Annotated in this window: 13 protein-coding genes; 9 read left to right on the plus strand and 4 right to left on the minus strand. The window is 63.1% G+C overall.

Features of this window, described 5'->3' with window-relative positions; all coding sequences use genetic code 11:
• Window positions 1-66: 66 nt before the first annotated feature.
• From CHB73_RS08195 to CHB73_RS17375, 4 genes are all read right to left on the minus strand, one after another.
• Window positions 67-831 (minus strand): ABC transporter ATP-binding protein, encoded by a 765-nt coding sequence (locus CHB73_RS08195; protein ID WP_179216956.1) that lies wholly within the window; start codon window positions 829-831, stop codon window positions 67-69.
• Entirely contained in the window at window positions 828-1,643 is an 816-nt protein-coding gene (locus CHB73_RS08200) for an ABC transporter permease (protein ID WP_089273971.1), read from the minus strand. The genes CHB73_RS08195 and CHB73_RS08200 overlap by 4 nt, the downstream gene beginning before the upstream one ends.
• A gap of 19 nt (window positions 1,644-1,662) precedes the next feature.
• Complete coding sequence (gene wtpA / locus CHB73_RS08205) at window positions 1,663-2,649, minus strand: tungstate ABC transporter substrate-binding protein WtpA (RefSeq protein ID WP_089273973.1); 987 nt, start codon at window positions 2,647-2,649, stop codon at window positions 1,663-1,665.
• An 823-nt stretch (window positions 2,650-3,472) separates the two neighbouring features.
• Window positions 3,473-4,072 carry an AAA-type ATPase lid domain-containing protein gene (locus CHB73_RS17375; protein WP_089273975.1) on the minus strand — a complete coding sequence of 200 codons (600 nt, stop codon included), beginning with the start codon at window positions 4,070-4,072 and terminating at the stop codon, window positions 3,473-3,475.
• Between the two features lie 484 nt (window positions 4,073-4,556).
• Here CHB73_RS17375 and CHB73_RS08215 point away from each other — a divergent pair, with 484 nt between their 5' ends.
• The 9 genes from CHB73_RS08215 (at window position 4,557) to CHB73_RS08255 (ending at window position 14,261) form a co-directional block, all read left to right on the plus strand.
• Window positions 4,557-6,803: a TonB-dependent receptor gene (locus tag CHB73_RS08215; protein ID WP_179216957.1), complete on the plus strand. Its 2,247-nt coding sequence runs from the start codon at window positions 4,557-4,559 to the stop codon at window positions 6,801-6,803.
• Between the two features lie 42 nt (window positions 6,804-6,845).
• Complete coding sequence (locus tag CHB73_RS08220) at window positions 6,846-7,676, plus strand: SAM-dependent methyltransferase (RefSeq protein WP_089273980.1); 831 nt, start codon at window positions 6,846-6,848, stop codon at window positions 7,674-7,676.
• Window positions 7,673-9,109, plus strand: coding sequence for an APC family permease (locus tag CHB73_RS08225; protein WP_089273982.1), 1,437 nt, complete (start codon window positions 7,673-7,675; stop codon window positions 9,107-9,109). Before CHB73_RS08220 ends, CHB73_RS08225 begins: the two co-directional genes overlap by 4 nt.
• A gap of 190 nt (window positions 9,110-9,299) precedes the next feature.
• A complete protein-coding gene (locus CHB73_RS08230) occupies window positions 9,300-9,857 on the plus strand; it encodes a MotA/TolQ/ExbB proton channel family protein (protein WP_179216958.1) in 558 nt (185 codons plus the stop codon).
• Complete coding sequence (locus CHB73_RS08235) at window positions 9,844-10,323, plus strand: ExbD/TolR family protein (protein WP_089273986.1); 480 nt, start codon at window positions 9,844-9,846, stop codon at window positions 10,321-10,323. The genes CHB73_RS08230 and CHB73_RS08235 overlap by 14 nt, the downstream gene beginning before the upstream one ends.
• Window positions 10,313-11,095, plus strand: coding sequence for an energy transducer TonB (locus CHB73_RS08240; protein ID WP_179216959.1), 783 nt, complete (start codon window positions 10,313-10,315; stop codon window positions 11,093-11,095). The genes CHB73_RS08235 and CHB73_RS08240 overlap by 11 nt, the downstream gene beginning before the upstream one ends.
• Before the next feature lie 138 nt (window positions 11,096-11,233).
• Entirely contained in the window at window positions 11,234-11,458 is a 225-nt protein-coding gene (locus CHB73_RS08245) for a FeoA family protein (protein WP_089273990.1), read from the plus strand.
• Window positions 11,455-13,944 carry a ferrous iron transport protein B gene (gene feoB / locus CHB73_RS08250; RefSeq protein WP_089273992.1) on the plus strand — a complete coding sequence of 830 codons (2,490 nt, stop codon included), beginning with the start codon at window positions 11,455-11,457 and terminating at the stop codon, window positions 13,942-13,944. The genes CHB73_RS08245 and feoB overlap by 4 nt, the downstream gene beginning before the upstream one ends.
• Window positions 13,941-14,261 (plus strand): hypothetical protein, encoded by a 321-nt coding sequence (locus CHB73_RS08255; protein ID WP_327438374.1) that lies wholly within the window; start codon window positions 13,941-13,943, stop codon window positions 14,259-14,261. The genes feoB and CHB73_RS08255 overlap by 4 nt, the downstream gene beginning before the upstream one ends.
• Window positions 14,262-14,383 lie beyond the last annotated feature (122 nt).

The following is a 14,383-nucleotide window of genomic DNA, read 5'->3' on the forward strand; positions in this document are numbered from 1 at the left end:
TGGCGGCGGCGAAGGGCGATCGCGGGCGGGCCCCCCCTGCGGCAAAGGCTAGGCCTTGGGCTCGCGTCAGGACGCCGCCTGTTCCGTGAACAGGCTTTGGTTTTCCTGGAAGGTGGCGAACAATATTTTTGCCATGCCCACGAATTCTGCGACAAAGGGCGTTGCGGGCCGACGGAAGATCTCCTTCACCGTGCCCACCTGCTCCAGCCTTCCATTGTGCATGACGCCCGCCCGGTCCGCCAAGGTGAACGCGTCCAGGAAGTCGTGGGTGACCATGAGCACAGTGAGCCCGGTGTCGCGATGCAGGGCCTTGAGCTCCTGCCGGAGGCCGGCCTTGAATTGCGGGTCCAGCGCGGACAGGGGCTCGTCCAGCAAAAGCAGCTTCGGGTGGCAGGCCAGCGCCCGGGCGATGGAAACCCGCTGCTTTTCCCCGCCGGAGAGTGTGAGCGGCTTGCGGTGGGCATGCTGGACCAGCCCGAGCCTGTCCAGCAGCTGGAAGGCTTCCTTTCTGCCTGTTTCAGCGTCGATGTCTTGATAGCGCTGCCCGTAAGCCACGTTCTCCAGCACCGTGAGGTGCGGGAACAGGGAATGGTCCTGATAGACCAGGCTCACCGCGCGCTTCTCCGGCGGCAGGGCGGTCACGTCCCGCCCACTGATGCGGATTCGGCCACGCGTCGCCGGGACAAGCCCGGCCAGGTTCTCCAGGAGCACTGTCTTGCCGGAGCCGGTGGGGCCGATGAGGGTGAAGAACTCCCCGGGCTGGATATGCAGATTCACGTCCTGCACGCAAAAGCCGGGCAGCTCAACGCACACGTCTTGAATATGGATCACGAGAGGCTCCCCTTGGGCAGCGAGAACAGGCGCAACAAGAAAAACAACAGCATGCTCGCAAGAATCAGGAGCACGGCCACGGGCTGCGACCAGGCGAGCCCGTACGCCGTGAAGCGTTCATACATGAGCACCGGCGCGGTCATGGGGTGATAGGCCACGATGATGATGGCGCCGAACTCGCTGATGGCCCGGGCGATGCACATGATCATGCCGACCAGCATATGCCGCCAGGACAGGGGCAGGGTGATGCGGAAAAAGGTCTGGGCCCAGCCCGCGCCAAGGGAGCGTGAGACGTTTTCCAGCCGGGGCGGCACGGACTCGATGCCGGCCTTCACCGTGTTCACGTAGAAGGGCAGGCCCACAAAGAGCAGCACCGCGACAATTCCCGTCGTGGTGCCCATGATCTCCACGCCAAGGTCGGCGATGACGCCGCCGAACCAAGTGTCGCGTCCTGTCAGGGTCAACAGGGAGATGCCCACCACCGGGTGGGGGATCATGATGGGCAGGTCGATGAGGCTCTCCACGAACCTCTTGCCGGGAAAATCATAGCGGGCCAGGACATAGGCCAGGGGCGTGCCGAAAAACAGCGCCAAGCCGGCGGCCATGCCCGCCGTGGACAGGGACAGCCAGACCGATTGCAGCACTTCCGGGTCCGCCAGCGTCTTGGTGAAGCCCTCCCAGGTGGGCGCGGCGATGGTGCTGACCAGGGGCGAGGTGATGTAGAGCAGCACCAGGACGAGGGAACTGACGAACCAGAACCGGAAAACGGATGCGGAGAGGCCCCCGAGGACCGCAGGGCCTCTCCGTTTCATGATGCGTTTCATTTTGGGATTAGTTGCCAACCTTCACGAGGGGCTTGAGCGCGGCGGGAAGCTTGTCTATGCCTTCCTTGTTGATGCTGACCGGGATGAAGGGCGGCTGCCCCATTTCCTTCAAGATCTTGAGGCCGCCATCGGGGGAGAAGAGATAGGCCAGAAACGCCTGGGCGGCCTCCTTGTTCGGTGCCGTGTCAAGCATGGTGACGCCATAGGTGATGGAGTCGCCCGTGAGCTCCATGAACGTGCCCGGCTCCTTGCCGGTCACCTTGACCTTGGCCTGCGCATAGAACGGGTCCATCTGGAAGTTGCCCAGGTTCAAATGGTCGTCCAGGGTGACGTACTTGAGCCCGTGCTGCACGGCCACGGACATGTACTCCCAGGCATAGTCCATGTGCCCGGCCTGGAGCAGCGAGACGAGCTCGACCGACTTCGGGCGTACGTTCTTGATGGGCCGGTTGGCGAGCAGAGCCTCGTTCAACCCAGGCTTTTTGTGAAATTTTTCGGCCAGCTGGAGGACCATGAGCGCGCGATAGCCGCACGGGTCCAGGTTGGGGTCCGAGTGTCCCCAGGACACGTCCTTTTTTTGCAGTATCTCGTACCAGTTCTTGCTGGAAATATCCTTGGCGAAGCGGGACTTGTCCGTGTAGCAAAGGACCATCTGGTTCGAGGCGAAGCGGGCGTTCCACGAGGCGAACTTGGGGATCAGGATCTTGTTGATGACCGCAAAATCAGCGGAGGCCATGATGTCTGCGGGCTTGCCGACCTCGGAGATGAGGCGGGCAAGCTTGGTGGAGCCGCCGGACTCCCGCTGGATGTCCACGCCTGGGTATTTCGCTTCAAAGGCCTTTTCCATGGCGGCAAAGGGCACGGAGAGGCTCCCGGCGTGGAAAATGATGAGCTTGCCGGAAGGGGAGGCGGCGAGGGCGGAACCGCCTGCGGCCACCACCAAAGCGATGGTCAAGCAAAATGTTGTTGCGGTGATCGCGCACGCATGTCTCATGAGTTCCTCCTGTGATAAGAACGTGTTCTTGATTTGCTATGCCAAGATTGACATGTGGTCAATGCCTGACTTTCCGCCAGACCACATCTCTTGATCTGTTCCCTGCATGTGGCGTTCTCTGCCGACCCCCAATATAGGCGACAATTCACTTTCCGGACTGTTTCTGTGTCCTATCCATCAAGCACCCCTTCCTTGTTGATTCGCTTTATTATGTCGTAATTGACATAATGGTGGCGGGGCAACATCCATTGCTCCTCATGGCGTGCATTACAGCATGCGCCAAGAAGACTCCTCCATCTCGCATCCGCGGCCGGGCACGGTGCAGACACCTCTCATGTCGCCCGGAAGAGGGGGCTGCGGCCCCTCCCCCGTCTCGCGCGTCGAACTGCGGTGCGCCAGCCAAAGCAAGATCGGGACCAGCCCACGCTGCCGTATGAAAGCCTGGCGCGTTAGGCGAATGAGACGAATTTTTATATTGTATTTCGTTGTGTTGCCTGACTTGCCGACCTGGCTTGGCGCTGCTTCGCCTCGGGTGCGAGCCGAGCCCCTGGGCCACGCGGGTCGGAGTGACTCAACCGGCTGCGCCGCGCGGGTCACAATGACATTTCAAGCGCCGCCGGCAGAGTCGACGTGGGCTGACGGTCCGACCGAATCTACCCGCCGATGGCGGGGCCGTAGCCGAGACGTTCAGCCCGGCCCCCCTGGCGGCCAGCAATTCCGCGCCCACGGGCTTGCCGCCGCAGGGCCAGGCGGATGATGCGCTCCGGCGATTCATGGCGTCGGGGCTTCGGGCCGCGCCCGTGTCACCATGACACGGGCGTTGTCAGCCTGGAATGCCGTATTCGAGGAGCTTGCGGTACAGGGTCTTGCGGCCGATGCCGAGCATCCTGGCCGCCAGGGTGCGGTTGCCGTCCAGATGGTCGAGCGCCCGCAGGATGAGCCGCTTCTCGCTCTGGGCGATGGTGGGGAACGGGCTGCCGTTCTCCGTGCCTTCGCTGTTTTTGGCGATGTCTTGGGGCAGGCATTGCACGGTGATGAGGCGGTTCTCCGACAGGATGATGGCCCGTTCGAGGACGTTGCGCAGTTCGCGCACGTTGCCCGGCCAATGATAGGCCAGCATGCGCTCCGCCGCGCGGGGCGAGATGTTGTAGGGCGGCTTTTCGGGGTACAGCTGCCCCAGAAAGTACTCCACCAGGCCGGGAATGTCCTCCTTGCGCTCGCGAAGTGGGGGGAGGTCACAAGCGCCCCTGGTTTTAGGACCTGGGCGTTTGGTTCGCCTATGCGGTTTCGGGCCATGCGCGCGCCGAAGAGGGGGAGCGACGTATCGTTCGGCCTCAGGGGGGCCAGCGAAGGCCATCCACTGAAGCCGTGTCTCCACTCGAACGAAGGCCAAACAATCGTTCGTCACCATTTTCCGAAACATAAGTCTTTACCCCCCCCAGGTAATATGCTGGACGCCTTGGAGATTTCATTTTGAGGCGCAATTTTCACATACGATGTGAATTTTTTTCGGCGGCATTTGTTGACAATGGAATTCATTTTCAATAGAGGTCTGCCACATTCTTCTTTGAAATTGAATGGTTATCTGTGCAGCGGGTTGCACAAAATACCTACATGGTGATCCGGGTATGAGGACGATCCACTTTTGAAAGAGCACGGGAAACGCCGACTTCAGATCGGGAATTTCGCCAGCCGTACCATTCCAGGTGTGGGGCGGCTGCCCCTCTCCGGGGCGGCCATGCAGGCGCGAGGAAGGAAGATGACAGGCAATACGGCACAGGTGGGCAAGGCGCGAAACGGTCGTCCACCTATGCAAACAGTATAAAAGGAAGGAGATCCCCCCAATGAAATTGTTGCTACGAAAACGGAAAGCGTCTCGAAACAGGACACACAAACGGGCGTCCGCCGTGCTCACCTTTTCGGGAGGAGGCAGGGCGTTGGCGCGCGTGGGCGGTGCGCTGTTCGTCGCTTTCGTGGTGCTCGCCGGGGGGGGAGTTGCAGTCCCCTCCCCGGCTTTTGCCCAAGCCGTCCAGGCAGCCAAGGCGTCTGTTCGGACGTACGCCATTCCGGCGGGTCCTCTCGATACGGCTTTGCCGCTTTTGGGCAAGCAATCCGGATTGCGCCTGTCTTTCGACAAGAGTGTCACGGCAGGGAAAACCACCCGTGGTCTCTCTGGAAGCCACACGCCTCATGATGCCCTGACCACGTTGCTGTCCGGCACGGGCCTGTCGTTCCACGTTGCGGAGAATGGAGTTGTGGTGCTGGGGCCCGCCGCCGCAAGCGTCGAGACTCTGCCAACCCTCAACGTGGACGCGACGAACACGCGGCCTGACGTTCGCGAAGTATCGACTGAAGTCATTCAGCGCACACAGGCCAAGACCCTCGCGGAAGTATTCGTCAACGAACCCTCGGTGGTGGTCAGCGGCGGCGGTCGCAACGCGCAACGGCTCTATCTGCGCGGCATTGAGTCCTCGAACCTGAACATCACCATCGACGGTGCGCGTCAGGGGGGCAACCTGCACCAGCATAAGAGCGGGCTTTCCACTCTAGATCCGGAACTGCTGAAGCGTGTCGAGGTGCAGACCGGCCCCGGAGCGGACCGCGGCCCCGGAGCGCTTGGCGGCGCCATCAGCATGGAGACCGTGGACGCCCAGGATCTGCTCGCCCCTGGCAAGGAGGTGGGCGCAACCGTGCGGACCGGATACGCCAGCAGCGACCAGTCTTGGAGTGGCGGCAGCACTGTGTACGGGATGCTTAGCGAGAATTCCGGCCTCTATGCGCATTTCTCCGCAACGGACAAGAGGGACTACAAGACCGGCAGCGGAGCAACAGCTCCAAACACTGCAGGAGAAGATCTCGACTACTTCGCCAAGTACAGTCTGCTTGATCTTGACGGACATAGTTTACGTGTCAGCGCAGAGCGCAAAAGCGACTCAGGACTGTATGTCTGGGGCAGCAATGGTAGCGATATGGGCTTTTCAAATACTCCACCGGTGTATGTCTTCACGACGCGCGAGTCATATACTCTCGACCATCGTTACGCTCCGGGAAACCCCTGGATCGATATGAAAATGAACGTCTACTACAACGCCGACACAGTAGAAAACAGAGACGGCGGGAGCCGGTATTCAAGTGACGGCGTTGGTGGTGCGCTTCGTAACGTCATGGCCTTCAACATCGGCCCCACGTCACACCGCCTCACAGTGGGCACAGATGTCACTTCAGAAGACCTCAGGAGCGTGGCTTCCGGCGTTATACACGCCCACAACGGCTCAAAGAATCTCGCCCTGTTCGCACAAAACAAGATGAACATAGGGCCGCTCGGCGTGAGCTTTGGCGGACGCATCGACGATTATGACGCCACATATGGGGCTAACGAGCTCAGCGGCTCGCGCGGAAGCACGAACTTCGGCCTTGAATACGAACTGGTCAAGGGGCTCACGGCCTTTTCCAACTATGGCGAAGCCGTACGCGCCAGCGGCATCATCCCTGCTGGCTGGATGTCCAACATCACCTCCGCCACGAAACTCAACATCACCAAGCCGGAACTCTCTAAGCAGATCGACGGGGGCTTGCGCTACCGCACCGAGGGCCTGTTTCTCGAGGACGACCATCTTCGCCTTGAGGGCAGCGTGTTCGACACGCGCATGAAGAACAGCATCACTGCGACGGGCGGCCCCGGCGGGGTGATCGGCAGCGTCTACAATGCCGGGCCGTATTCCTCCAAGGGCTGGGAGGCCAAAGCGGGCTGGGGGATGCCCGAATTTGAGACCACTCTTGGCTACACGCATGTGAGCACCAAGGACGAATTCGGCAATCCGGTGTCCGTGATCCGCCGCCTGGCGGCCTCCACCGGTGACCGCCTTGTGTGGGACAACCGCTGGCAAGCCCTGGACACCCTGAGCCTGGGCTACACGTTCACCTACGTGGCCAGACTTACGGACGTGAGCGGCCAGCCGGAACGGCCGGGGTATAGCCTGCACGCCATCCAGTCCGAATGGAGGCCTTCGTGGACTCCTGGCCTGACCCTCAACCTCGTGGTCAACAACCTCCTCGACACCAGCTACTGCGACCAGACCACCATCTACAGCTCCACCGGCGTGGTGGAAGAACCGGGACGCGATATCCGCCTTGGCGTCTCGTACAAGTTCTAGCTTCGCATCAAGCCATAGCAACCCAAAAAAGGAGACACATCAATGCAACGCAAACGCTCCCGGTTCACCTTCCTCGCAATGACCATGGCTGCGCTTATCGCTTTCGCGGCCGTGTCGGCCTGGGCTTCTGCCCCGGCCAAAGGCGAGTTGTTCCTTGTCGGGCTTGGCGCGGGCGACCCCGACAACATGACCCTGCGTGCGCACAAGACGATAGCGAAAGCGAGCGTCATTTTCGCCATGAAGGGGACAGCGGAAAAGTACGCCGAATACCTGAAGGGCAAAGACGTGCACGACGCCGGGCACGGCATGTTCGGCGGCCCAACGCGCGGCGGCAAGAATCCGGCCGAGTTGGAAGCCCAGCGCGAAAAGACCCGCCGCATCATTCGTGAGGCCGTGGCCGCAGGCAAAACCGTGGCCGTGCTGGATAACGGCGACCCCATGATTTTTGGCCCACAGACCTGCTATCTGCGGGAGTTCGCGGACCTGAATCCGACTGTCGTGCCGGGACTTTCGAGCTTCAATGCGGCGAACGCGGCGCTCCGTACGGGCGTTACCAATGGCAAGGCCAGCCACTCCGTGGTGCTTACCGCCGCCAGGGGCGGTAGGGGCGGCGGCGGCGGCGACAGCCTGGCGAAGCTCGCGGAGTCCCAGTCAACCATGGTGTTCTTCACCATGGGTCTGGACCTGCCCGAGGTGGTGCGCCAGCTGAAGCAGAGCTACCCCGGCGACACCCCCATCGCCATTGTCTCCAACGCGGGAACGGCTGGAAAGGAGGCTGTGCTCAAATCCACACTGGATGAAATCGTCGCGAAACTGGGGAACGCTCCCTTGCCCTTCGAGCATTTGATCTATGTCGGGGACTTTCTGAAATGAAAACGCGGCTGGCAGGATCGGGCGGGCTGAAGCGCGAGTTGGGCCTTTGTTCGGCCACAGTGCTTGTGGTGGCCAACATGGTGGGCACCGGCGTCTTCACCACCTCGGGCTTCATTATGGCGGAATTGGGCGATGCGCGCTCCATGCTCGCATGCTGGATCGTCGGTGGCCTGTTCGCCCTGACCGGGGCCCTGTGCTATGGGGAACTGGGGGCCATGCTGCCGCGCGCCGGAGGCGAATATGCGTACCTCCGCCGCAGCTTCGGGCCGCTGCCCGCCTTCCTGTCCGGCTGGATCTCGCTCATCGTCGGTTTTTCCGCTCCTATAGCCGCCGCGGCCATAGCTTTCGCCACCTACTTTCTGGGTGGCGAAAGCAGGCCCTGGTTCGTGCTGGAGTTCGGCGGCCGTCAATGGGCCACGGTCTCTTTGTCCACGGTATTGGCCATTGGCGTGGTGGTGGCGCTTTCGCTGGTGCACTACCACAGCCTGCGCCTGGGCCAGCGGGTGCAAAATCTGCTGACGGCCTTCAAGGTCGTCTTCATCCTGGGCCTCGGCGTGGGGGGGCTGTGCTTTGGCGCGGGCGACGCCACCCGTCTGAGCTCGCTGTTTCAAGGCGGTTCGCTGTCCCTGAATGGCGGTTTCGCCGTGGCGCTGATCTTTGTGTCGTTCGCCTTCAGCGGGTGGAACGCGGCGGCCTACCTGGGCGGAGAGATACGCAACCCGGAGCGCAACCTGCCGCGCGCGCTGGTCCTGGGCACGGTGTTCGTCACCGGCCTCTACCTGCTGCTGAACCTGGTGTATGTGTACGCCCTGCCGGTGGAGCGCATGCGCGGGACAATAGAACTCGGCACGAGCGCGGCAGTGGCGCTCTTCGGCCCTGTCGCGGGCGCCTTCGTCGGAGTGGCCATCGCCTTGGGCCTTTTGTCCGTGGTCAGCGCCATGATAATGGCCGGGCCGCGCGTGTATTACGCAATGGCCAGCGATGGCCTGTTTTTCCGTTGCTTCGGCTGCGTAAACGAGCGGCGCAGCACGCCTGCTCAGGCCATCATGTTTCAGGCGGGAATCGCCATCGTGATGATTCTGAGCGCGTCCTTCGACGGCTTGCTTGTGTACATCGGCTTTACCTTGTCGCTTTCGTCCATGCTCACCGTTGCCGGTTTGCTGCGCCTGCGGTTCACGGAGCCGGGCTTGCCCCGTCCGTACAGGACCTTGGGCTACCCCATCACACCTCTGGTGTTCATCTGCGGCAACCTTTGGATTGTGGCGCATTCGTTGTTCAGTCGGCCTGTGATCGCACTCTATGGGGTGGGTACTATCCTGGTGGGCGTTGGCCTGTACCGCGTGTTCCGGCCCAGCATGGCCGAGCGCAAAGAGTGGGAGCAGGGGCACGAAGCGCTGCAGGTGGTGACGGTGGACAAGGGGCCGTCTGCGTAGCGCATTGGGCCGCCCCAAGGGGCGGGGGGAGTAGATTGGTGCGGGGAACCGTAAACATCGACAGAAGGGGTTGTTTGGAATGCCTCCGATTGAATTGTCTTTAGGATGGATTTTTTCTCAAGCCACGGGTGTCGTCCAGGGGGTGCTGGTCGTCTTGATCCTCTGTTCCGCTGTCTGCTGGGGGATCATCGTGGAAAAGGTCTCCTTGCTGCTGCGTTACAGGCGGCAGGTTCGCGAATTCAACGCCCGCATCAAAAGCGGCGCTTTCGTCCTCAGCGAGCTGAAGGGCGAAGGACTGCCGGGACTGGTGCTGGCTCAGGGCCGGGCGGAGTGGGACGCTCCACGCGCGGGGGAGAGCGACATTGATCGCCGTGACCGTACCGAACGGGCCATGCGCGATGCCCTGTCCGAGGAGCTGATGCGTGTCGAGGCGCGTCTGCCCTATCTTGCCACCATCGGCTCGGCTGCGCCCTTCATCGGTCTGTTCGGCACAGTGTGGGGCATCATGCATTCCTTCATCAGCATAGCCCAAACCAACGACACGAGCTTGGCCGTTGTGGCTCCAGGCATAGCCGAGTCGCTGTTCACCACAGCTGCGGGTTTGGCGGCGGCCATTCCCGCTTCGGTGGCGTACAACAAGATCGCTTCTGACTTTCGCGGCCTGTCCAGGCGCTTGTCCCTGACCATCGCCACGGTCGTTCGGCGCGCTCCCGCAGCGCCTTCGGAGGATTCTCATGAAGCCTCATGACGGCGCGATGACGGATGGTGGCGATGACTCGGGCCTTATCGCGGAAATCAACGTCACGCCCTTCATCGATGTCATGCTGGTGCTGCTCATCGTGTTCATGGTGGCCGCACCGCTTATGATGGCCGGGGTGCCGCTCAGTCTGCCCAAGTCATCCGCCGCGGCCCTTGCGCCACCCAAGGAGCCTCTGGTGGTGAGCATGGATAAGGACGGGCGCATCTTCATTGGGGACGAAGCCGCAGACAGCGCCACGCTGCCGGAGAAGCTCACGCGCATGACTGCGGAGGACCCGGGGCGCACGGTGCATGTACGTTGCGATAAGGAGCTGGATTATGGACGCATCATGGAATTGCTCGGAGTCATTGGACAGGGAGGAGTCGCCAGCATCTCGCTCGTTGCTGAAGGCGCACAGGCCGTCGGCGCGGAGCGGGGAGGCGGGCCCTCGGCTTCAGGCGGCAGTGAGCGCTGAATGTCTTGCCCCTCCCCCGACGCATGGGGGACGGGCGCTGTGCATCTCGGTGCTGGCCCACGCGCTGGTTCTCGTGCTGGCCACGGCCATGACCTACGCTCCTGCCGCCGAAGAGAGCATCATCATGCCGAAGGTCAACCTGACGTCGGTGATGTTGCCCGGTGGAGCCGGAAGCACGCGCGCCGCCGCAAGCAAACCACAGGCAAAGGCCGCTCCCGCCGCGCGCAAACCCCAGCAGCGCGTTGCAACTTCGCACGCCCTGCCGCAGCAGGCAAAGCCGTTGGTGGAGAGCGTGAGCCCAGCCGCCGCCAGCGAACAGCTGCAGGCGAACCTGCCCACGGCGGAGAACAGCGCAAATGCGGACAAGCGGGAGCACCCCGGCGGCGGGGCTGGCGGTTCCGCTGGGGGCAGCGCCTCCGGCACTGGCCCGGGGGGGCACTACGGTGCTGGGGGCGATGCGACCTTCGGTTCCGGGCGTGGCGCGGGCAATTACTTTGGCCAGATCGTCGCCCGGCTGGAACGGGTGAAGCGTTACCCGGAGCAGGAGCGACGGCGCGGCAGGGAGGGCACTGTGCTGGTGCGTTTCGTGCTCGCGCGGGAAGGTGCCGTGTTGGCGTGCCACATCGAACGGGGCTCCGGCCTGGAGGCGCTGGATCAAGAAGTGCTGCGCATGGTCAAGAAGGCCGCGCCCTTCCCTCCCTTTCCGGAAACCATCCAGCGCGACCAACTGGTGCTGGTCATCCCGGTGGCCTTTAATCTGCGGCAGGGGTGACCCCAAGCCGCTTGCGGTTCCGGCGCGCCTCCAAGAAGGGGGCGCTCCCACCAGAAATGGCATGCGCCTGGCGATTGCTGATGGCGTTGCCGGGCGACGCTTGGCCCGCCGTGTGCTGACACATGCAAGGAGAATACAGTGACGCTTTGCGATATTGAACCCGGCGCGCGGTGCGTCATCCGGCGCATGACCGCCGAAGGGCCGCTGGGCCAGCGTTTGACCGACCTTGGGTTCTGCCCTGGCTCCGCAGTGGTGATGCTGCGCCATGCCCCGCTGACAGATCCCGTGGAGATCGAACTTGATGGCTGCTGCGTGAGCATCCGCCGCGCCGAGGCGCGCCTGGTTGAGGTCCGTCCGGCATGAGCTGCCAACGCGTTCTCGTCGCCTTGGCCGGGCAGCCCAACTGCGGCAAGTCGACCATATTCAACATGCTCACCGGGGCGCGCCAGCATGTGGCCAACTACCCCGGCGTCACCGTGGAGAAAAAGACGGGCCGGTTCCGGACGGGCGACCTGCAAGTGGAGCTGGTGGACCTGCCCGGCACGTACAGTCTGAGTTCGTACTCCCTTGAGGAGCGGGTTTCACGGGACTTTCTGCTGCACGACGGGCCTGGAGTGGTTCTCGACGTTGCCGACGCCTCGAACCTTAAGCGCAGCCTCTACCTGACGCTCCAATTGCTGGAGATGGGCAGGCCTCTTGTGCTGGTGCTGAACATGATGGACGTGGCCGGACGCCGGGGCGTCCGCCTGGACGTGGACGGCCTTTCGAGGCGTCTTGGGGTTCCGGCCATTGCGGCCGTGGGCAAGAAGGGCAAGGGAGCGGAGGAGATCGGCGCCGCCCTGGACGGCTTGGCCGGGCAAACCCCAGGGCCGGAAGTTTTTCAGGCCGGGTACGGCTCCCTTGAGCCGTGCATCGGCGCGCTTGCGGAGCGGCTGTCCGGCGACCCTGTCCTGGCCTCGCGCTGCCCGCCGCGCTGGCTGGCCATCAAGCTGTTGGAAGGGGATGCCGAGGCTGAGAAGCTGTTGCGCACGCTGAGTCCCGAGGCGTCCGGCCTTTTGGCCGAGGCGCAAACGCTGCGCCACAATTTTCAGGTCCGGCACGGCCAGACAGCGGCGGACCATATCGCCCGGTCACGGCACCGGGCCGCAGGGGAACTGGCGCGGCTGACGACGAGTTCATCACCCGCCTCCGGCCGCACCCTCACCGAGCGCGTGGACGCCGTAGTGTGCCAGCGCTACCTCGGTCCGGTGGTGCTTCTGGCCATTTTGTTTCTGCTGTACCAGGCGTCCATCGTGTTCGGCGGTTGGGTGTCCGCCCAGGTCTGGCCGTTCTGGGGCGCGCTGGAGTCCCTGGCCGCTCGCCTGCTGCCAGCGCCCGGCTTTTTGGACGATCCGCTTCTGCGCGAGCTGGGCCTGTGGTGCGTGAAGAGCGTCACCTCCATTCTCAACTACCTTCCCATTTTCTTCATCCTCTTCGCGCTTATCGCCGTGCTGGAGGACAGCGGCTACATGCCGCGCATGGCCTTCATTCTGGATCGGGTGTTCCGCCGCTTTGGGCTGCACGGCCAGTCCACGCTGCCGCTGATTCTGGGCGGGGTCTATGTCGGCGGCTGCGCCGTGCCCGCAGTCATGGCCACCAAGGCCATCCCGGACGAACGCGCCCGCCTGGCCACCATCCTCATCACACCGATGATGAACTGCCTGGCCAAGGTCCCGCTCTACCTCCTGCTCATCGACGCCTGTTTCGCCGAGCGCGCAGGCTTGGCCCTGTTCTTCATCGCCACGGTGACGCTGTTCATGGCCCTGCCTGTGGCCAAAGTCTTGTCCCTCACCGTGTTGCGCAAGAAGCAAAGCGCCCCCTTCATCATGGAGATGCCGCCCTACCACCTGCCCACGGTCAAGGGCGTGCTGCTGCGCGCCGTGGAGCGCGTGCTGCTCTTCGTCAAGAAGATCGTCACCGTGGTGCTGGCGGTGGCCGTGGTGGTCTTTGCGCTCATCAGCTATCCGGGCATCGGGACGGAAGCAAGGGCGCGCTTCGAAGCCGAAGCCGACACGGCTGTGCGGTCCTTTTTGGCCAAGGCCGAGGCAACCGCCTACGCTGGCAGGCTGGGCGCGCAGGACGTGCCGGAGCTGCTGCTCTTTCGGGAGGCCCTGCGCGAGGCCGGGCGCGGAGCGGGCCAGGTCCGGGCCGATGCGGCGGATGCAGCCTTCCTGAAGCGCAACCCGCTCTACTTCGAGATCCTGCGCGGCACGTCCGCTGACTCGCGGCAGTTGTCCCGCGCGCTGCGCACGGTGGACGCCACCCGCAAGCGCCTGCGCCGGGAACTGCGCACCCAAGGCTTCGAGGCCAGCTTTCTCGGCATGGCCGGGCGCGCCCTGGAACCGGTGACGCGCTTTGCGGGTTTCGACTGGCGGGTGAACATCGCGCTGCTTTCGGCCTTTGCGGCCAAGGAGAACAGCGCCGCCACCCTGGGGGCCATCTATGGTCTGGACGGCGAGGGAGGGCTTGCCCAGGGGATGACGCCCCTGCACGCCTTGGCCTTGATGTTGTTCATGGCCCTGTACCCGCCCTGCATTCCGGCGTCGGTCATGGTGCGTCTGCAGGCGAACTCCACGGGGTGGATGCTCTTTTCCCTGGGCTACCAGACGCTGCTGGGCCTGGTCGTAGCCACGCTGGTCTTCGCCGGAGGAACGTTGCTTGGCCTCACGGGTTGGCAGGCCATGTGGACCTTCTACGGGGTGTGCGTCCTCGCCACGGCGGCCATGGCCCTGGTGCCGGAAAGCGGATGCACGCGCGCACATATTTCTCAAACCCCCATCCCTTCAACATCCAGAGGAGGCTTCTCATGATGAAGAAAATCTTTACGGGCGCAACCATGACCGCATTGCTTTTGGTCTCGGCCCTGGCTTGGGCCCATGCGCCCCAGTGCGCTTGCTCCGACAACGGCGACGGCACGATTACGTGTCAGGGTGGTTTTTCCAATGGTGCTTCTGCCGCTGGCGTGAAGATGAGCGTGGCGGACGCATCTGGCAAGATCGTGGCGGAAGGAAAGATGAACCAGGACAGCGAGTTCAGCTTCAAGAAACCTGACGGGGCCTATGTCGTGAAATTCGAGGCCGGCCGTGGGCACGGTCTGGAGGTCAAAAGTTCGGCAATCGGAAAATAGCCCCCCATCAACGAGAGACTGCCGTCCGGTCCTGCAAGGATTGTGCGGGACCGGGCGGCAGTGGGAAGAACCAATGGTTTTCGTCGGGCGACAAAACATGAAGGCGGAGCTTGCCCTCGGCT

Origin of the sequence: Humidesulfovibrio mexicanus, from assembly GCF_900188225.1 — a bacterium.
Taxonomy (GTDB): Bacteria; Desulfobacterota; Desulfovibrionia; order Desulfovibrionales; family Desulfovibrionaceae; genus Humidesulfovibrio; species Humidesulfovibrio mexicanus.

Excerpts from the sequence above, each read along its gene's own strand:
- CHB73_RS08200 (WP_089273971.1), bottom strand. The coding sequence starts at position 1,643 with ATGAAACGGAGAGGCCCTGCGGTCCTCGGGGGCCTCTCCGCATCCGTT.
- wtpA (WP_089273973.1), bottom strand. The coding sequence starts at position 2,649 with ATGAGACATGCGTGCGCGATCACCGCAACAACATTTTGCTTGACCATC.
- CHB73_RS17375 (WP_089273975.1), bottom strand. The coding sequence starts at position 4,072 with ATGTTTCGGAAAATGGTGACGAACGATTGTTTGGCCTTCGTTCGAGTG.
- CHB73_RS08220 (WP_089273980.1), top strand. The coding sequence starts at position 6,846 with ATGCAACGCAAACGCTCCCGGTTCACCTTCCTCGCAATGACCATGGCT.
- CHB73_RS08225 (WP_089273982.1), top strand. The coding sequence starts at position 7,673 with ATGAAAACGCGGCTGGCAGGATCGGGCGGGCTGAAGCGCGAGTTGGGC.
- CHB73_RS08235 (WP_089273986.1), top strand. The coding sequence starts at position 9,844 with ATGAAGCCTCATGACGGCGCGATGACGGATGGTGGCGATGACTCGGGC.
- feoB (WP_089273992.1), top strand. The coding sequence starts at position 11,455 with ATGAGCTGCCAACGCGTTCTCGTCGCCTTGGCCGGGCAGCCCAACTGC.
- CHB73_RS08255 (WP_327438374.1), top strand. The coding sequence starts at position 13,941 with ATGATGAAGAAAATCTTTACGGGCGCAACCATGACCGCATTGCTTTTG.